The organism is Sutcliffiella horikoshii (genome assembly GCF_019931755.1).
GTDB lineage: Bacteria > Bacillota > Bacilli > Bacillales > Bacillaceae_I > Sutcliffiella_A > Sutcliffiella_A horikoshii_E.
Genome location: NZ_CP082921.1, coordinates 1 through 16,173, shown reverse-complemented (window position 1 = coordinate 16,173; position 16,173 = coordinate 1). Strand labels below are relative to the sequence as shown.

Annotated in this window: 27 protein-coding genes; 24 read left to right on the top strand and 3 right to left on the bottom strand. The window is 33.5% G+C overall.

Annotation, left to right across the window (positions count from 1 at the left end; all coding sequences use genetic code 11):
- Window positions 1-425: 425 nt before the first annotated feature.
- From K7887_RS22260 to K7887_RS22145, 24 genes are all read left to right on the top strand, one after another.
- Window positions 426-770 carry a hypothetical protein gene (locus K7887_RS22260; RefSeq protein ID WP_223493985.1) on the top strand — a complete coding sequence of 115 codons (345 nt, stop codon included), beginning with the start codon at window positions 426-428 and terminating at the stop codon, window positions 768-770.
- Window positions 770-1,777, top strand: a complete 1,008-nt coding sequence (locus tag K7887_RS22255) for a helix-turn-helix domain-containing protein (protein ID WP_223493984.1) — start codon at window positions 770-772, stop codon at window positions 1,775-1,777. Before K7887_RS22260 ends, K7887_RS22255 begins: the two co-directional genes overlap by 1 nt.
- A gap of 2 nt (window positions 1,778-1,779) precedes the next feature.
- Window positions 1,780-2,058 (top strand): hypothetical protein, encoded by a 279-nt coding sequence (locus tag K7887_RS22250; protein WP_223493983.1) that lies wholly within the window; start codon window positions 1,780-1,782, stop codon window positions 2,056-2,058.
- A gap of 12 nt (window positions 2,059-2,070) precedes the next feature.
- Window positions 2,071-2,529 (top strand): DUF5348 domain-containing protein, encoded by a 459-nt coding sequence (locus tag K7887_RS22245; protein ID WP_223493982.1) that lies wholly within the window; start codon window positions 2,071-2,073, stop codon window positions 2,527-2,529.
- A gap of 31 nt (window positions 2,530-2,560) precedes the next feature.
- Window positions 2,561-2,773: an RNA chaperone Hfq gene (locus tag K7887_RS22240; RefSeq protein WP_223493981.1), complete on the top strand. Its 213-nt coding sequence runs from the start codon at window positions 2,561-2,563 to the stop codon at window positions 2,771-2,773.
- Window positions 2,774-3,098: 325 nt separating this feature from the next.
- Window positions 3,099-3,329 carry a helix-turn-helix domain-containing protein gene (locus K7887_RS22235; RefSeq protein ID WP_223493980.1) on the top strand — a complete coding sequence of 77 codons (231 nt, stop codon included), beginning with the start codon at window positions 3,099-3,101 and terminating at the stop codon, window positions 3,327-3,329.
- A gap of 69 nt (window positions 3,330-3,398) precedes the next feature.
- The gene (locus K7887_RS22230; RefSeq protein ID WP_223493979.1) at window positions 3,399-3,677 is read left to right on the top strand and encodes a hypothetical protein; all 279 of its coding nucleotides are present in this window, start codon (window positions 3,399-3,401) and stop codon (window positions 3,675-3,677) included.
- Between the two features lie 110 nt (window positions 3,678-3,787).
- The gene (locus tag K7887_RS22225) at window positions 3,788-4,093 is read left to right on the top strand and encodes a hypothetical protein (RefSeq protein WP_223493978.1); all 306 of its coding nucleotides are present in this window, start codon (window positions 3,788-3,790) and stop codon (window positions 4,091-4,093) included.
- A gap of 2 nt (window positions 4,094-4,095) precedes the next feature.
- Complete coding sequence (locus K7887_RS22220) at window positions 4,096-4,263, top strand: hypothetical protein (protein ID WP_223493977.1); 168 nt, start codon at window positions 4,096-4,098, stop codon at window positions 4,261-4,263.
- Window positions 4,256-4,405, top strand: coding sequence for a hypothetical protein (locus K7887_RS22215; RefSeq protein ID WP_223493976.1), 150 nt, complete (start codon window positions 4,256-4,258; stop codon window positions 4,403-4,405). Before K7887_RS22220 ends, K7887_RS22215 begins: the two co-directional genes overlap by 8 nt.
- Before the next feature lie 198 nt (window positions 4,406-4,603).
- Window positions 4,604-5,842, top strand: a complete 1,239-nt coding sequence (locus K7887_RS22210) for a DUF6161 domain-containing protein (RefSeq protein ID WP_223493975.1) — start codon at window positions 4,604-4,606, stop codon at window positions 5,840-5,842.
- A gap of 252 nt (window positions 5,843-6,094) precedes the next feature.
- On the top strand, window positions 6,095-6,427 hold the full coding sequence (locus K7887_RS22205; protein WP_223493974.1) for a DUF4257 domain-containing protein: 333 nt from the start codon (window positions 6,095-6,097) through the stop codon (window positions 6,425-6,427).
- A gap of 53 nt (window positions 6,428-6,480) precedes the next feature.
- Window positions 6,481-6,687, top strand: a complete 207-nt coding sequence (locus K7887_RS22200) for a hypothetical protein (protein WP_168865087.1) — start codon at window positions 6,481-6,483, stop codon at window positions 6,685-6,687.
- Window positions 6,688-6,784: 97 nt separating this feature from the next.
- The gene (locus K7887_RS22195; protein ID WP_223493973.1) at window positions 6,785-6,973 is read left to right on the top strand and encodes a hypothetical protein; all 189 of its coding nucleotides are present in this window, start codon (window positions 6,785-6,787) and stop codon (window positions 6,971-6,973) included.
- A gap of 328 nt (window positions 6,974-7,301) precedes the next feature.
- Window positions 7,302-7,703 (top strand): hypothetical protein, encoded by a 402-nt coding sequence (locus K7887_RS22190; protein ID WP_223493972.1) that lies wholly within the window; start codon window positions 7,302-7,304, stop codon window positions 7,701-7,703.
- An 88-nt stretch (window positions 7,704-7,791) separates the two neighbouring features.
- On the top strand, window positions 7,792-8,658 hold the full coding sequence (locus tag K7887_RS22185; RefSeq protein WP_223493971.1) for a phosphoadenosine phosphosulfate reductase domain-containing protein: 867 nt from the start codon (window positions 7,792-7,794) through the stop codon (window positions 8,656-8,658).
- A gap of 17 nt (window positions 8,659-8,675) precedes the next feature.
- Window positions 8,676-8,981 (top strand): hypothetical protein, encoded by a 306-nt coding sequence (locus tag K7887_RS22180; protein ID WP_223493970.1) that lies wholly within the window; start codon window positions 8,676-8,678, stop codon window positions 8,979-8,981.
- Window positions 8,982-9,381: 400 nt separating this feature from the next.
- Window positions 9,382-9,795: a hypothetical protein gene (locus K7887_RS22175; protein ID WP_223493969.1), complete on the top strand. Its 414-nt coding sequence runs from the start codon at window positions 9,382-9,384 to the stop codon at window positions 9,793-9,795.
- A complete protein-coding gene (locus K7887_RS22170) occupies window positions 9,776-10,096 on the top strand; it encodes a hypothetical protein (protein WP_223493968.1) in 321 nt (106 codons plus the stop codon). The genes K7887_RS22175 and K7887_RS22170 overlap by 20 nt, the downstream gene beginning before the upstream one ends.
- Before the next feature lie 86 nt (window positions 10,097-10,182).
- Complete coding sequence (locus K7887_RS22165; RefSeq protein ID WP_223493967.1) at window positions 10,183-10,398, top strand: hypothetical protein; 216 nt, start codon at window positions 10,183-10,185, stop codon at window positions 10,396-10,398.
- A 62-nt stretch (window positions 10,399-10,460) separates the two neighbouring features.
- Window positions 10,461-11,618, top strand: coding sequence for a hypothetical protein (locus K7887_RS22160; RefSeq protein ID WP_223493966.1), 1,158 nt, complete (start codon window positions 10,461-10,463; stop codon window positions 11,616-11,618).
- A gap of 120 nt (window positions 11,619-11,738) precedes the next feature.
- Window positions 11,739-11,903 (top strand): aspartyl-phosphate phosphatase Spo0E family protein, encoded by a 165-nt coding sequence (locus K7887_RS22155; protein WP_223493965.1) that lies wholly within the window; start codon window positions 11,739-11,741, stop codon window positions 11,901-11,903.
- Window positions 11,896-12,087: a DUF2187 family protein gene (locus tag K7887_RS22150; RefSeq protein ID WP_223493964.1), complete on the top strand. Its 192-nt coding sequence runs from the start codon at window positions 11,896-11,898 to the stop codon at window positions 12,085-12,087. Before K7887_RS22155 ends, K7887_RS22150 begins: the two co-directional genes overlap by 8 nt.
- Before the next feature lie 60 nt (window positions 12,088-12,147).
- Window positions 12,148-12,339, top strand: a complete 192-nt coding sequence (locus K7887_RS22145; RefSeq protein ID WP_223493963.1) for a hypothetical protein — start codon at window positions 12,148-12,150, stop codon at window positions 12,337-12,339.
- A gap of 22 nt (window positions 12,340-12,361) precedes the next feature.
- On the opposite strand, the gene K7887_RS22140 is transcribed toward K7887_RS22145, so the two are convergent.
- From K7887_RS22140 to K7887_RS22130, 3 genes are all read right to left on the bottom strand, one after another.
- The gene (locus K7887_RS22140) at window positions 12,362-12,628 is read right to left on the bottom strand and encodes a DUF3006 domain-containing protein (protein ID WP_223493962.1); all 267 of its coding nucleotides are present in this window, start codon (window positions 12,626-12,628) and stop codon (window positions 12,362-12,364) included.
- A 5-nt stretch (window positions 12,629-12,633) separates the two neighbouring features.
- Window positions 12,634-13,962 carry an MBL fold metallo-hydrolase gene (locus K7887_RS22135; RefSeq protein ID WP_223493961.1) on the bottom strand — a complete coding sequence of 443 codons (1,329 nt, stop codon included), beginning with the start codon at window positions 13,960-13,962 and terminating at the stop codon, window positions 12,634-12,636.
- 210 nt (window positions 13,963-14,172) lie between these two features.
- Window positions 14,173-15,468, bottom strand: coding sequence for a replication initiation protein (locus tag K7887_RS22130; RefSeq protein WP_223493960.1), 1,296 nt, complete (start codon window positions 15,466-15,468; stop codon window positions 14,173-14,175).
- Window positions 15,469-16,173 lie beyond the last annotated feature (705 nt).

The following is a 16,173-nucleotide window of genomic DNA, read 5'->3' as shown; positions in this document are numbered from 1 at the left end:
GAAACTCGGATTTTATTTGAAAATAGAGAGAAATAAACGATATAAACATTGGATGATGTATAATAACTAATTGGAAGAGTGAAATCAAAGAAACAGTTTCATTCTATGAAACTAGTTTTAAAATAATAGGAGAATAGATTAATTTCTGTTCTCCCTTTTTACTAGAATTCTGGCTATCTACAGCTAATATATATGTTTTAACCCAGAAAAAGGTAGGAGGTTCTTAATAATGTTGTTTCAACAAGAATATGAAGTAATTCAACGTAACCTTTAGAACTTAATAAAGAAGAAAAAATCTCTTTAAGTACCTATAGGTATTATTCGCGTTTATTATTGTTGGAGAAAAATGCTAGAATGCAAGGTATAGATAATATGGATCTCCGACAAATAGGATTTTCACTTGGTGGAGAAAAAGGAGAGTTTCTATGAATTATTTTCTTAGACCTATTTTAAATATCAAAAAAATAGATTGGGGATTAATTATATGGATGGGATTTTGGGTGGGACTATTACTAATGTGGGTTATCCCTACAGGAGCTTATCTAGGAATAGCAGAATCTTTTAAATTTTTGTTTTCGCCAAATTTCTATGAAGTAAATAATTTATCTGTAACAAATGATTCAATTGCTCTGACCTCACCGTTAGATGATACTAAAAACAATGCATACAAAATACTAAACATTAGCAAAGTAATCCTATGGATTGCTACATTTATAATGATTTTTATGTACTTATTTAAAAATCCAAATACAGAACGTGAGGATTGTTAATGGTAGACAAAAAAGAAGAGAAAAATTTCCTAACAACTGCAGAGGTTGCAGAACGCCTGAACGTAACTCCTAATACAATTTATAAGTATGTTCGTGAAAAGAAGCTTGTTCCACTTTACGATCATAAATGGAGAATGAGAAGAACGAAGGTGTTTGCTGTAGAAGAGGTTGAGAAATTAGAAAAGAAATTTATGAAGCCGGGACTAACTACTGGAGAAGTAGCAGATAAATTAGGAATACACATTACTACGATAAATGCTTATATTCATGACAATGTTTTAAAAGCTGAAAAGCAATTGTACAGAGGTAGAGAAATCTATTTTATTGCACCAGAGGAGGTAGAACGGTGGCAACGCGAGCATCATGTAGTTGCGGACCAAAAAGTTGATAGAAAAGACTTTTACATAAAGGATAAAGGTTTGTTGCTTTTTCAATTGTTTGTTAACAAATATACTCATGAACATGCCAGACTTATGACTATCAAAGGTAGTACCGGAAAAATAATAACCGAAAACGGTGAAGAGTATTCGTTGGAGGTTGGTACTAGTCGAGGGTTTGAGCCATATCAGATTATAGACAACAAAGAATATAACACAAAAAGAGGATATGTTAAGTTTAAATTCCCCAGGCCACACAGTATAAAGAGTGATGTTTATGCAGCCATAGAATTAGTATATATTGCTACGGGCCCACAGAATATTAGATATAACATAGATGCTCAGTATATTGAAATGGAAGTTAAGCCGGTCCTAATTAAATCAAAAGATAAACAGTTATTAGACTTGTTCCAAAAACACCTACTAGAGGGAAAAATACTAATCCAGCAGGATGGTTTTTATATTGATAGTGATCTTGAGACCTTGATTATTACTGTTCCAAGTCAATTAAAAGAGTATATTCGAAAAAGAGCAAAAAAAGAGAATAAGTCTATGGAACAATTATCCATAGAAGCTTTTAACACAGCTTGGAATTTGAATGAAGACACCGAAGAAAAAGGCGATATTTAGTTGTGAATCAGTTAACAATCTTTGAATTTGTAGAATTGGAAGAGGAAAAAGTACAGATTACAGAGAATTATAAGGTAAATGCACTAGTAAAAGTAAAATTGCCTTCTGCTGCCCTAGAAAATACCCAATTAGAAGATTATTATTATCTAAGAGATTTTGCTAATAAGACTGGGAGAATAATTTCAATTCATCTTGGGTTAAAAATTTGTTATACGGTTGATTTTGGCGGATACCAGGGGATATTTTATCATAATGACTTAATTCATAAAATTGATAGTTAAAGGGGATTGACTATGACTTATTTCAATAAGAGTTCCATGAAAATTACGCTCGAAGAAGAAACAAAAGAATTTAATATCTTGCAAGGAGGAATACAAAAGCTACTTTATAAATTAGGAGATGATGCAGAGAATATAGAATCTGATTCTAATGATTTAGACTCAGAGTTTCTCCAATCTGAATATCGTAGCATGTTTGATAAGTTAGAGGATGTATATTATCGTTTAGAGTATCTTAAGAAGCCTGTTATAGATGAAGGGCTCTTAACAAAAAATATACGAGATCGCTACGAATTACCTTCTGGACTCGAATTCTCCAGTGGATATCCATGTGAAATATTATATTTTAATCCTTCTTATAATGAAGAATATTGGGTTTATACATCAATTGAACATAATGGAGAAGATTATTATGCTACGGCCTTAGGTAGAGAACTATCAATAAATGGGCTAAGAGTAAGAGTGAGAAAGTAAGTAATAAATTTTGTTGCTAGGAGTCCCAAGTATGAGAAAGATTGACATTCAAAGCGCTTTTCTGAATGAAATTCGTAAAAGAAAGATACCCATTTCCCTTACATTAAAGAGTGGAAAAATAATAAAAGGTCAACTAACCAATTTTGATGAGTACACTATCATTCTAAAAGTAAATAACTATCAACAAATGTATTATAAGGCTCAAATCATGACCATTATACCGCTAACACATATGAATTTTTAAAATTAAATAATCTTTAAAAAAAATTGGAAAGTCCCATGCTATCACTTGGATACAATGGGGCTTTTTCTTGTTGTTTCCAAGTGATAGCAAGGTATGCTGAAAAACACGAAATTATGAAGCCGAAAGTCCTATATGTATTTTGTCTAATTGAGTAATAGAATCATAGATACCAAATCGAAACCTTGTAATCTAGCTGAAAATTAAGTGTCGAAATGTCGCCATTCATTAAAGATTTCTTTAAATATTTAAAGAGCTTAAAGAAACGTTTAAATAAACATAAAATAGACCATACTTCTTATTAATTCGACTTTTGGGAGGGTGAATTATGACAGGAGTAAGGACGAAAAAGAGAAAAAGAAAGACTCCTTTTGGCAGATACCTAGAAGAGCATGGTATAAAACAAGTGTGGTTAGCAGAATGTGCAAAAGTTAGTGAAGGCTTAATAAGCCAGCTTGCAAACGATAAAGAGAGAGTACCTACCATACAAACTGCAAAAATGATTATCAAGGTTCTAAAAAAACATGATAGATATATTGATCCTAATGACTTTTGGTGAAATAACCCTGAATAAAACAATATTGTGCTGCATAACCTGTATTAATACTAAGACAGGGGAGCGGTGATTATGTTTATTAATGCAGAGTTAGTAACTGAAGAAAAAACTTCTATTGATGTTCTAGTTATAAGAGGTATCTTGATTGCAGATGAAGGAAGAGAAGAATACCTTTCAAAAGTAACACTAAAGAAAGTAAGCTCTACTTGGAGCTTAGTGGATCTATGTATAAAGCATGGGAAGAATAGTGTATTCCAGTCAATTAAAGGTATGTATCATCCTATAATTGAGGCAACAATATTAGACGCTGCGTTAGCAAAAATACATGAAAAAAATCCATTATTAGTTTAATAATGGTATAATATATTCATAAATAAATATTTCTATGGGAATCGCCCAGTACATTCGAACTTGTTTCGTTTTTGTGCTGGGCGTTTTTTACGTTAAGGAGGGAACCGGTATTGATAACATTGGAAAAACGGATGGAAAATGATAAAAAAAATGAAAAAATAGAGCGAATTATAAATCATACCTATGTAGGGGAGGGATATATTAATGGTTCTCAAAAAGTTTGGAAAAAAGTAGTATTATATCATTTCAATCAGGTGGCAAGAAAGCAAATATCGATAACCGCCCTTATAGAAAGGCTGAAAGAAGTGGGTATTACATTTAATCAGGATGAAAAACTAGTTAGATATCCTGTTATAGACTGCTTGGAATACATCGCAAAAATATCTAAGATTAACTTAGATTTGGGAGTTGAGTAAAAATGAAAAGGTTATTATTCATTATTTTAATAGCTACTTTATTAACAGCAGGCTGCGGGCCGAAAGAGAACAATATTATTAAAACAGGCGATGGTATATTCAGCTATCCTGGTGCTAAAATGATTGCACCTGGACCTGACTTTGGTATGGAAGGAAAAACGAATGAGTAATTATATATATCATAAGCTAAACGCAGAAGAAAGAACTAGAATAATTAGGCTGCAGGAAGCGATGATGAATGCAGAAAACAGAACAGATAGGGGATTTTTCAATAGTGAAATTAAAAAAATAATAAATAAGAAAGAAATATAAAACGTCCAGAATTAGGACGTTTTTTTAGATTTCCTTTTACTTTTGGCCTCTTTTTATAGAGCTTTTATTTTCTCACTAAGCTTTGCACCTAACTTTATATAAAAATGTATTTCCTTGTTCACTTGGTATTTGTTACCATAGAAGTATAGTAATTCCTTAATATTGACTGATTAAATAAAACTTAAAGGAGCAATCTATATGACTGCTACACTTGAAGGAACATTATTAGAACAATTTAAAAGTAAAAACGTAATCTTGACACTCTATCCAGAAGATATCAAAAAAGATTTTAAAGGAGACTTTCAATATTTTTATCAATTTATAAGCGAACAGGTGGATTTTTGGAGTGAATTGAAAACGGGAGCCAATTGTCAAAAGATCCACTCCCATTTCACAGGAGTGAAAAAGCATCTTGATACTGCTATTAATTCACAGAATAATAATCATCATAATGCGACAATCTCCCTTAATTCAGCAATTAATTTATCACTCCAGAGGAATTGGTACAATATTTACAAAGAAACAGATTTAGCTAATTTTATAATAGAGCGATATCATATTAGTCCTGATCAAGCAGAAGCGGTTATTGATTATTTCTTAATAAGAAATGGCCACAAAAATTTAAACAGCAAAGAATATTTTAATGGGGTGCTTCAAAGTTTTATCTACGAGGAACAAAATAATGCATTAAAAAGAAAACTTCATGCCCCTAAACAAGCGCTATTGCAACTAAAAGAAACCTTTTCTAATGACCGTGATGAACTTTATGGAGCTTATAAAGATAAACAGAACGAAGTCGAAGAATTATTCTCAACTTTAAAGATGGAGCTGAATTCTTGGAAAGATGAGTTGGTAGTCACTTCAGAAGATTTTTTTCAAAAAAAACAAGAAGAATTAAACAAACTAGTTGCAGATAAAAATAAAGAGTTAGAACAAATGGAGCAACTTTATCGAGAGAAATTAAGATTAGAAGGTCCTGCAACATATTGGAATGACTTACATAACTTTTATAACAACCGAGGAGACCGTTGGAGGAAGTGGGCGCTTGGTATATCTTTTATTTTTTCTATTGTGGTCATATTTATGTTATATTTTACTCCGTCAATTCTGTTTCCTAACGGTACATATACATTAAATTCGATTAAAGCAATGGTTATTTTTGCGGTGGTATCTTCCATAGCCATCTACTTAATTCGATTATTTGTGTTGCTTTCTACAAGCGCATATCATCTATCAAGGGATGCAAAAGAAAGGTTCCAACTAACTTATGTATATCTTTCTCTTATCCAAGAGAAAGGGGTATCGGAAGCTGATCGTACTATTATTTTACAGTCTTTATTTAGTAGAGCAGACACAGGGCTGTTAAAAGGTGATTCTGGGCCAACAGTGCCAGACGGTACATTGTCACAGTTGATTAAGAATATGCAGAGTAAATAGGTGATTCTTACCGTATTCCTTGTACTTCAAGTAAAATATCTAACAAAACTGTAATAGCAACCTGATAAAATACTTGATATAATAGTTACATAACATTTTTTCTTTTTTCTTTTTTTGCAACCTTTATGGTTCGCGGTATATCTATTAGGCTTAGTGACCTTTGGGTCGTCGTTTTAAAGATACACGCTTTGCGTGTATTTTTCATTCGTCGTCCCAGAGGTCTTTTTTATTTTACTGAAAGGGAGTGAGAGTATGTTACAAACAGTACTAATTGCTATTTTAGCAGGTGGGGTTACGGGTTTAGTTGCACATTTAATTAGACACGATAAAAGTTTGATCTTCCCAAGAAAAATTAAGCGCCCAAAAAGTATTCAATTAGGATTTTTTGCAGATATTCTAATTAGTGCATTGGCGGCAGTTTTTGCTACCCATTATTTGTTTAACCCAAGTGATATTCGCGAGTTACTTGGAATAGCTGTGATGGCTGGTATGGCTGCAGAGAATGTATTATTGTACAGAGAATTAAGTACTGAGAGAACGAAAACAGATGAGCTGAACAAATTAAATGATCGCTTAGGTCAATAATTATCAGCTCATTCCCCTTTATGGGAAGTACTACATACTAGGAGGAATAATGTATGTTTGGTTTAACGAAACAGGAGAAGCAGCTTATTAATGAACTAAAAATAGAACTAATTAATTCTAATTCTCAGAGAGAAGTTAAAGCAATTGCTAATGAAATACACAGCATTTTAAATAGAGCCGAACGTAGGGTAGCAACTATTAAAACTGCACCTATAAAGTTTACCGGGAGACAAATCATAAAGAAGCAGCAAAGGGCTTAGCCTTTTGTTGTTTTTTTTATAGTTAAAATATGTAATAATAAATATACCTATTGAATACTCATTGATAGGAATAATACTATTTCTAAGAGGTGAGATAATGAGTAAATTATGGTCCTATATGACCGAGGAAGACAAGAAAAAGTATCATGAATTAAGAGAAGAATTAATTAACGCTCTAACTAAAAACGAAGTGCGTTATTACGCCAATCAGATGCATGAGCTTTTAGATAAGGCGGAATTAAAAATGCCTAAAATTGAGGATAAAGGAGCAGAAAAACTTTCGTAAAAGTAGTGCTGCTTCTTTTTTACTTACCTGAAACTATTGATATTACATGTCTTAATTGCTATTATTAAATTAATAAATTTTACCTTTTTCTAATAAAAGCGGCTTTTTAGCCAGCAGCTATCCCATATCATAAACAAGGTCTTTGGATCTGATTAAGCAGATTGTTTCTGCCCTATCAGTCCAAAGGCCTTTTTTGTGTTCAAAAAATGGCGTATCTACTGTTTTTTCTGCTTTAGGAACAAATAGGTAAGATTATAATAAATCCCTATGTTAACCGTATTCATCAGACGATGGAGCGGTTTTATTTATGGGAAGAAGGAGAATAATAATGGAATTTTTCAAGGGGAGAGAAGTAAATACAGGAGACGTTGTCCATGTTTATCGCAATCTTAATACTGGCAACTTTTCTATCAGGTGCTCAAAGACACAAAAAGTACTTGCTCATGCTAGGACTGTACAGCTGAAAGATTGTACATGTACTGTTAGTAAATCTGGGAGAGATAAAACTCTTTTAGAGCGGAGAAAACGAGTTCATGCCTGGATTAAAGGTACATTCATTAGTGCTGACCAGGATAAAAAAGAAGAATTCAATCGAGTTATTTACTATGATCCTTACAAGACAGAACAGTTTGTGGACCTTATGGTTAACAAACCTGTTTACCATCTTGTTGAAGCTCATTTTGAGGGGTCTGTAGTCTATTCAAGAGGTGAACATGCATTAAGGAAATGATTGACTTTAGAATATTAAACTATTGTAAGGGAGGACAGCCCTTTAGTGAATGAAGGAGGAAACTTTCATAGCTAGTTGGGCATCAAATATGACAACAAATCTAATTAAGTACGCAGAGGAATTGGCTATACCTTTACCAAGAGAAATGCCGGATTTTGAACAATACAACCATATTCATTGCTGCATGAGTGGTGGTAAAGATTCTATTGCATTGGTGCTTCTCTTAATCTATGGATACAAAGTTCCTGCAAACAGATTAAAGCTCATCCATTTTCGCGTCGATGGTCATCCAAATCAACCTGCATATTTTGACTATGAGGAAACTGACCATTATTTAGAGTATTGTAGTAAAAAACTAGGAGTTAAACTAACAATTATAGCAAGTGATACGGGGTTGAAACAAAGGATTGAAGAGAGAGGAAAATGGCCGTCTCCATCAACTTTATACTGCAGTAGCTATCAAAAAAGAGACACTTATGCTAAGTGGGTACGCTCTCTTGGACCAGGAAATTACCTTTGCTTATCAGGGGAGAGGTCAAATGAGTCTAGTAGGCGAGCAAAGATATTAGCAACACAGAATTTTAAGGTTTATAAAGCTGCTAACGCTCCAACCAAAAAGAGATTTGTAGATTGGTACCGTCCGATTCACCATCTCAGCACTGATGAGGTTTGGAAGCTAATGAAGCTTGCTGATATAGAACCACACCCATGTTATACCAAATACAATGTAAGCCGTTGTTCCTGCAAGTTCTGCATCTTCCTTTCTCCAACAGAAATGAACAATATCGCAAAGGCTTTTCCTAGTGAATTTGAGGAATTAGTGGAGATGGAGAAAAGGTTAGGTCACACTATGAAATTTGTTAAAGGGAAGTCTGTACCACTTAAGGAGTTTATCAACCGAGATAAAAGCCAGAATCAACTTGCATTAGATTTTGACTTACCTTGTAAATGGTGATGGGAGGAGAGGAAAGAATGGGAGCAAAAGAAAGAACAGGATTTACTAAACTTGGGTTTGCGAAGGGGTTTTCATGTTGCGGTCATTTCACTGAATGCAACATGGGAAAAAGCGATTGTTATTGGGAAGAGCAAGATCCAGAAGCAAAAGAGTATTGTACTTGCTACCAACGTAACCAACAGAAAAAAAGCAGTGATAAGATTGTTGAAACACTTAATATACCCGAATCTATCACTAGTAAACCGGTTGAGGATGAATCACCTGTTTTAGACAAAACTAAGGTGAATGAAGAGAGTCAGCTGGTTCAGCTTAGTTTGTTTTAGATAATAGAGTCAATTGAACGGGAGCAATCCTATTAATGAAGAGTATAAAATAGTTAAAAGAGTAATTCGCCGGGAAAACCCCATAGAATTACTCTTTTTTTAAAATCATGCCAAAGAATCCATTTTATTTTTTATGGAAAAGGTCAGAACACTTTTGCTATAATAAACTTATACAATATCTTCATTTTTTATTTAGCGACTAAAACAGTCAGCTGCATACTTAACTATACTATTGGGGCCTATGGGTCAAGACGGAAAACCGTTCTTGTTACTCATGGGCTTTTTTTGCGTTTCGAGAATTGTATATTAATAAACGCTAGGCGTTATCAAAGGCGACTTAAATTACTATAATTTACTTCGTCTTTTTTATATATATAAAACCTTTTAGGAGAGTGGTCAAATGTTATTAAAAGTGAAAAACCAAGCGGAGGAACTAGCGAATGTATTAGTCAGCAATACTCAGATTCCCCACCAGTATTTTGAACATGGATCCCTTTTTATTTTGAATGTATCCACCTCAGAAAATGCCATTCAAGAATATGCTTTCTACAAGAAAGATGAAGGCACTAAATGCTACTACAAATTTGAAAGTTTAACTGTTTCCTGGTGTAAAAAGGAGAAAGTCCTTTCATATTTGGAAGAGTGGGAAAAGCAATCCATAGATGAAATGAAAGCTATTATGAGTGATCTACCTCTTAAGAGTACTAACAGGTCGCATATTGATCACATCATATCTTTCAAACATTTGAGAAATTCGAAAAAGCTTACTAAACATAAAGAGGAGTGTTGTAAAGATGGAAAAGAGATTATATGAGTTAGATTGTAGAGCGGCAGATTTTTTCCTAGTAGGATCACTAGTAAAAGTTCGTGAAGCATTAGAAGAAGTTTTTAGTGATAAGACGGGCAATTGGGTTCAGCTTCAAGAGGAAGATGAGGAAGGTGAAATTAGCTTTTCATTTCATAGCGATAATTATGGTGATTTACCATTAAAAACATTAGAACTATTCGAGAAAAAAGGATGGTTAATAGATGATTGGACAGAAATTATCCTTGAACAAACAAAATCGACCATTACTTTGTTTCCGAATAGGGCTGCAACTGGAAAGAAGGATTAAGTTGCGAACATTAGAACTTACTAATTTAAGCGGAGTTCATAAGTAACCTGCTTTTTTAAGAGAGAATTAAAGAAAGGGTGATTTTATTGAAACTATCAAAACTAGCTATAGTGTTACTAGGTTTTTCCTATGATTTAAGTAAGAGTACATTTAAGCTAGCTCGTTCTAATAAATATCTAGCAATCCGTCCTCAGCTCAAGTATTTAAATCGAGCAATTAACAGAGCAACCTATGAGGTAGATGTTGCTTTAGTGGAAGAGTTAATGGAAGAAAAACGTAGACTTATAGAGAGTGTTAATTAAAGCATTAAAGCAGCGGCTATTTTTTAGCCCTGCTTTTTCAATTTTAAAGAGAGGTGAAAACAGTGTTTGAACAAAAAGCACGACAGATTGAAAGAATCTTTTTAAGACGAGTAAACAAACAAAACATAATTTTTACAGCTAAAGGAAAAACGAATTATATAATAGCTGTGAGAGACGACAAATACTCTGTATGTACAGAAATAGGAAATACGCCTTTTACTATATCTAGAAAGGCGATAAGAAAGGCAATTAACTATTTCATAGACTGTAAAACAATTACAAGAAGAAGCTTAGAGAAATACAGCAATTTTACATCATCTCTTTTAGGCATTTTGATAGAAATTTTTAAAGGTAAAGTGATGTTAAGAGAGTTAGAGTCCAAAGAAATCCGTTTAAGCCTATTAGGTACGAGGCTCTTTGCTTCCGGCTTGGAAAAAGACCCTAATATAAGGGAATTATACAAAAAATTGGGCGGTAAGCATTTACTACTCAATTATTTTCATATTAGGGGCAATAAACATTGGAAAAAGATTTTAGACGAAAATTTTCATGTAATTATTGATAGTGGAGCTTTCTCGGTTTATAGAGCTAAACAAAAAATGATTACAAGAATGGAAAAAGATAATCAGCTTTCACTATTTCAACATGATGATGTAGAAATGATATCATTGGAAGAATACGCTTCTTTTATTAATAAAGAGTACCAAGATAATCGAATAAAAGCATTTATTAACTTAGATGTTATAGGAGATCCAGTCCAAACACAGAGGAATTTCAAAAGGCTAAATGAGTTATGTCCAAGCGCTACAATCTGGCCAGTTTGGCAAATAAATGACTCCTTAGAAAATATTGAAACACTAGTTGATGAGGAGCATGAAGTAATTTGTATTGGGGGATTAATCCCACTAATGCTTAAAGATAAAAAAGTTGCTGAAAGGGTATTAAGCCAGGTGCTAGGTTCTTTTCCAACAGTTAATTTTCACTGCCTGGGCCTAGCAAATAGATGGTTATGGAACATGATGCCTTTCTCAGTGGATACGACTGCCTACCTTAATGCTAGGAAATCTGAGAAACAAAGGAAAATTTATAATGTTGAGACCGGCGAAAGAGTAAATGCTCCTTCAGAAATGAGCACGATTTCAATAATTGCTCAAAACCTTTCAAGTTTATTGAAACTAGAAAAATTTCAAGAAAAGCAATTAAGGCTTTTACAAATCTAACATATATTGTATAATAAAGGTAACAATAATGCGTATGGGAGAAACCCACTGATATTGGCTTTTACAGCCTTTATTTTTGGGTTTTTTTTCGTGAAAATATAATAATAGAGGTGATGTATAATGTTTTCTAAACTAGAAGATAAAAGGCTAGAATTACTGAATACAGCCAAGAAATATGGTATGCAAAATGCTAATACACTAAAGGTATCTAAAGAATTGGATGAATTAATTCTCCTAATACAGAAAGAAAAAAGTATTCAAAGGGGAGAGGAAATTTATGCGTAAAGCAAAACTTGGAGAGCTCGTTACATTTTCTAGAGGGGACCAAGAATTCAATGGAAGAGTATCTATTATAAATCCCAATTCTGTTATTGTAGAAATTTCCAAAGAGGATGCTAGGACCCTTGATTATGAGACGAATTATACAGTAGTAAACCATAGACGTTATAGAGTAAAACAACAAGCCTAATAACATGTTCTTTAACCTTCTTGCATACAATGTTTCTAAGTATGTAAGGAGGTTTTTCTCATGGCCAATTCAAAGGTGAAAACTATTAAATTCAACTTAGATATTCCAGAAGAAAAGAGCAGCTACCGATTCGCTCAACAACAAGATAATTTTTCAGGGTGGGTAAAATGTTTAATCCAGAGAGAAGCGAGAAAGAAGAATATACCCAAGTATAAGAGTGGAGAAGACGGGGTAATTAGAATAACTTTATAAAAAAAGAAAGTAAGGGGATCCCTCACTTTCTTTTGAACTTACTCTCTTTTTTCTTACTACGAAGTTGATTCATGACATTATTTACTTCAGTTGTCATCTTATTCTGTTTACTTTTATTTAATGTTATCTCGCTAACCTCGCCGTATTGATTCAGTTTAAAATCAATCCATTTCCCTTCAGTTACACCTGTAGGAAGCGTGTCAGCATCAACTACAAACTGCTTGCTCTCTGTCTCTACAATTATTACTGCATGTTTATTATCCTCTATTCTGTCTATGTAACCTAACAATTCTATCACTCTCCTACGCAAGCTAATCCTTGTTCCTGCATGTCTTTAATCCTTGCTGGACCAATACCCTTAATCTTTGTTAAATCTTCTATAGAGCTGTAAGGTCGAAGCTCTATGAGGTCCTCTGCGCGTGCTGGACCGATATGAATAATTTCTTGTACTTCTTCAATACTAGCGTGGTTTATATCTACACACCCTGCTGATGATAGTGGAGGGGATTCTTCCTTGGGCTCTTCAACAGAAGTCTCTTTAGGTTCTTCCGTTTCAGTTGTATTTCCGCTCCCAGTAGAAGGAGGGAAGATTGTACCGTCTTTATTTGTTTTGATCTGATAAGCTGAACCGTCTGTTTCTACCACTATAGTTCCATGCACATCAGTCCCATATACTTCAGTACCATAGTCCAATACTCTTGAAATCACACTCTCAGAAGGGTGGTTGTACTGATTTCCGCTTCCGCTACTATAAATTCCAACCTCTGGATTCACCGCTTTCAAAAACTCCTGAACCGTTGATGTTTCAGAACCATGATGACCAAGTTGGAGTATATTAGCTGACAAATCAAATCCGCGATTTAACATTTCTCTTTCTCTCTTTGCTTCTGAATCTCCTGTGAATATAAACTTTATGTCACCATAAGTTACTTTCATAGAAACAGAACCATTATTCAAATCACCGTTAATGTTAGTAGGATTAATTACTAATAATTCTAGCGGTCCAATATCATACTCTTCACCTGAACGTGGCTCATGATAGTCTGCACCTGAATTATCAATTGCTGTTATCGCGCGTTGGAACACTTGAGAAGTAGCTGTATCTCCTGACATCCAAACTTCTGACACTTCATATTTTTCTAGTATTTTATCGAGTTGCCCTATGTGGTCAGCATGGGGGTGTGAAACGATTACGATATCTAAGTGAGATACATTTTGTGTATTTAGGTAATTAACTACATTATTAGAGTTAAAATCCCCCGTATCGTACAAGATATAGTATTGTTCTCCTTCATTAGAGTACTCAAATAAAACAGAGTTTGCTTGACCTACATCTATATAATGCACAATTAATGGCTCTAATGGTCCGTCTCTTGGGTTAGCTTCCGTGGTTGTTTCTTCTTCGGTTTCATCCTCCTCCATTGAAGAATTTTCTTCCCCTGACTCACTTTCTCCATCCGCATCAGTACTTACTTCGGTTTTTTCTTCTTCTTGATCACCATTAACCTCTTCTACTGAGCCAGAGGCGTTACTTGTAGAAGAATTAATGTTTGCTGAAGAACATCCGGTTATTAAAAATAAAGCAAAAATTGCTACAAACCATTTGGATAAATGAACTTTCATGTTTTTCTCCTTATAAAGGATTTTCTAAAATATACTCCCACTTGAATGAATACCTCATAGGTTATCTTTTTTCATGAATCCACAACCTTAACCTCCTTTTTATTACAATTTTTATTATATATGTAAACAAAGTTGTTAGGGGTAAAATGGAAGAAATATTTTAAAAGCCCAACACTTTTTAATGTGTGGGCTTTATTGGTATTTTTAAGATTAATCTTGCAGCAAGCTTTCATAAATCTCTTTTATATAGTCATCTTTAAACTCATGAGTTTCCCTGATTCCTCTATCACTTTTCGACAGCATTTCTATATCGCTTTTCATCATCTCTACCAGGCTATCATATGCAACGTCTCGATTTTCTTTAGACATTTGTGATAGTCTATCTTTTATCTTCTTTACCTCTAAGCAATGTGCCTCAAAGGCGCTGGTATCGGCATAACGCTTCATATAAGATTGTAACTTATCAAGCTTTTCATCTTGCAGTAATTCAAGTTGTTCCTCCTGGTTATAATCACTTGTGAAACGAGAGGAGCGGGTAGGGGCCTGCTTAACATTAGATGAAGCAAAGTCCTTTTTTATTGCATTAAATAAGTATCCTCCCACATTATCGATTGGAGTTTTCCTGCTTCGAACATACTCTATGTTTCTTTGGATTTGCTCTTTTTTGTATGTATTTATTAGATATTTAACTTTTTCTTCATCTATTCCTAGTTCCAGTAACCCTTTATAGTGTTCGCTCTCTCTATATTCAATAGGCACTTTTTTAGGATCTATCTTTTTTACTAGAGTGTTTTTATGATTAATAATATAGAAGGTGAGGGATGTTACCTTTCTACCGGTTTTATGTTCCTCAAAAGTAAATGATAGGTCAGTTTTGAGCTTTAACTCTTCGAGAGCAACATTAATTACCTTACTTTTAAAGTGGCCATATTGTTTATATTTTGATGTTTCAATACCCAAATATTCTCTCAGCTCTTCAATGGTAAAGTGCCGTTTACCAATATTCGTATATTGTTTTAACAACTCATAAATACGAATCGAATATAGGGAGTGTAGCTTTATAACGTTCTCAAGTTGATAGGACGTGAACTTCTCTTTTAAATTTAAGAAGAGATGTTTAAGATCAGGATTGAATTTTAGTATTACGCTGCCTTCATTATCTTCATACATGGAAGTGATAAGCCAGTTAGCAACCATTGTTTTAGAACCCTGCTTAATAGTAAGTGTTTTCGTTTGTAGGGCTGTCACCACTTCTTTAATATGCGAGTAATAACCAGTACCAGGCTTCATACCGATTATGTCCATAAAATCTTGCACCCTGAACTTGTATGCCTTAAGTTCTTCATCATTAGGCTGGACCTTACTAGATAGGATAAGTAAAATTCTTTGTTCCTGTAATGTTAGCTTATATGTAGCTTCAATTAACTGATTGGATTTTGTTACCCAATTCTTAATGTCTATTTCATATGGAGTAGATTGTACCTCATTTTTTTGCAACTGCATCATGCCTCCTCCAATTACTATCACTAGTATAGCTAAAAGTGATAGTAAGAGAAAGAGATTTTAGCAATAATTCCCGTATATGTGGTAACTATCACTTATTTTGCGCTAACTCTAATTTGCTGGAGACCTTAAGTAATAACTATCACTTATTTTGCGTCATATTAAGGAATTTCTAAAAATATTATAACGCTCTTGAGAAAATTCTAGGTTACAGTAAAGGAATATAGGTAGAATCTGCTAAAGTCACGCATAATTAGTGATAGTTTGAGATGAGGAATGGTATTTTTACATTCAAACGCTAAATTAGTGATAGTTTTATTAAGATTAACGCAATAAGAGTGATGGTAACGCTAAATTAGTGATATTTTGCGCAGTAAAAGTGATAGTTAAAAGTTAAATTTGTGATACTTAACGCAATTTCAGTGTTGTTTAAAGCTAAATTAGTGATAATACACGCAATAAAAGTGATAGTTTACGCAAAATAAGTGTTATTTTGCACTTATAATTCCTTATATATCAAGGGATTTCGACACTCTAAAACAACAAAACAATAAATCATTCAAAACATATAAATATATTGTAGAAAACAACAAATGTGGTTGCTTGCTATCATTTTCAAATTTGGATTTCCGATCAAATATAAATACATTGGAATTTTGTGTATTTTTTGGAATAAACGAGGACTCAGTTATGGTAAAATTAACTCAT

What these genes read in the sequence shown, in the direction of transcription:
- K7887_RS22190 (WP_223493972.1), top strand. Translation starts at nt 7,302, where the DNA reads ATGGAATTTTTCAAGGGGAGAGAAGTAAATACAGGAGACGTTGTCCAT.
- K7887_RS22175 (WP_223493969.1), top strand. Translation starts at nt 9,382, where the DNA reads ATGTTATTAAAAGTGAAAAACCAAGCGGAGGAACTAGCGAATGTATTA.
- K7887_RS22200 (WP_168865087.1), top strand. Translation starts at nt 6,481, where the DNA reads ATGTTTGGTTTAACGAAACAGGAGAAGCAGCTTATTAATGAACTAAAA.
- K7887_RS22235 (WP_223493980.1), top strand. Translation starts at nt 3,099, where the DNA reads ATGACAGGAGTAAGGACGAAAAAGAGAAAAAGAAAGACTCCTTTTGGC.
- K7887_RS22155 (WP_223493965.1), top strand. Translation starts at nt 11,739, where the DNA reads ATGTTTTCTAAACTAGAAGATAAAAGGCTAGAATTACTGAATACAGCC.
- K7887_RS22230 (WP_223493979.1), top strand. Translation starts at nt 3,399, where the DNA reads ATGTTTATTAATGCAGAGTTAGTAACTGAAGAAAAAACTTCTATTGAT.
- K7887_RS22210 (WP_223493975.1), top strand. Translation starts at nt 4,604, where the DNA reads ATGACTGCTACACTTGAAGGAACATTATTAGAACAATTTAAAAGTAAA.
- K7887_RS22205 (WP_223493974.1), top strand. Translation starts at nt 6,095, where the DNA reads ATGTTACAAACAGTACTAATTGCTATTTTAGCAGGTGGGGTTACGGGT.
- K7887_RS22185 (WP_223493971.1), top strand. Translation starts at nt 7,792, where the DNA reads ATGACAACAAATCTAATTAAGTACGCAGAGGAATTGGCTATACCTTTA.
- K7887_RS22180 (WP_223493970.1), top strand. Translation starts at nt 8,676, where the DNA reads ATGGGAGCAAAAGAAAGAACAGGATTTACTAAACTTGGGTTTGCGAAG.
- K7887_RS22260 (WP_223493985.1), top strand. Translation starts at nt 426, where the DNA reads ATGAATTATTTTCTTAGACCTATTTTAAATATCAAAAAAATAGATTGG.
- K7887_RS22170 (WP_223493968.1), top strand. Translation starts at nt 9,776, where the DNA reads ATGGAAAAGAGATTATATGAGTTAGATTGTAGAGCGGCAGATTTTTTC.
- K7887_RS22195 (WP_223493973.1), top strand. Translation starts at nt 6,785, where the DNA reads ATGAGTAAATTATGGTCCTATATGACCGAGGAAGACAAGAAAAAGTAT.
- K7887_RS22245 (WP_223493982.1), top strand. Translation starts at nt 2,071, where the DNA reads ATGACTTATTTCAATAAGAGTTCCATGAAAATTACGCTCGAAGAAGAA.
- K7887_RS22135 (WP_223493961.1), bottom strand. Translation starts at nt 13,962, where the DNA reads ATGAAAGTTCATTTATCCAAATGGTTTGTAGCAATTTTTGCTTTATTT.
- K7887_RS22255 (WP_223493984.1), top strand. Translation starts at nt 770, where the DNA reads ATGGTAGACAAAAAAGAAGAGAAAAATTTCCTAACAACTGCAGAGGTT.
- K7887_RS22150 (WP_223493964.1), top strand. Translation starts at nt 11,896, where the DNA reads ATGCGTAAAGCAAAACTTGGAGAGCTCGTTACATTTTCTAGAGGGGAC.
- K7887_RS22215 (WP_223493976.1), top strand. Translation starts at nt 4,256, where the DNA reads ATGAGTAATTATATATATCATAAGCTAAACGCAGAAGAAAGAACTAGA.
- K7887_RS22220 (WP_223493977.1), top strand. Translation starts at nt 4,096, where the DNA reads ATGAAAAGGTTATTATTCATTATTTTAATAGCTACTTTATTAACAGCA.
- K7887_RS22240 (WP_223493981.1), top strand. Translation starts at nt 2,561, where the DNA reads ATGAGAAAGATTGACATTCAAAGCGCTTTTCTGAATGAAATTCGTAAA.
- K7887_RS22130 (WP_223493960.1), bottom strand. Translation starts at nt 15,468, where the DNA reads ATGATGCAGTTGCAAAAAAATGAGGTACAATCTACTCCATATGAAATA.
- K7887_RS22145 (WP_223493963.1), top strand. Translation starts at nt 12,148, where the DNA reads ATGGCCAATTCAAAGGTGAAAACTATTAAATTCAACTTAGATATTCCA.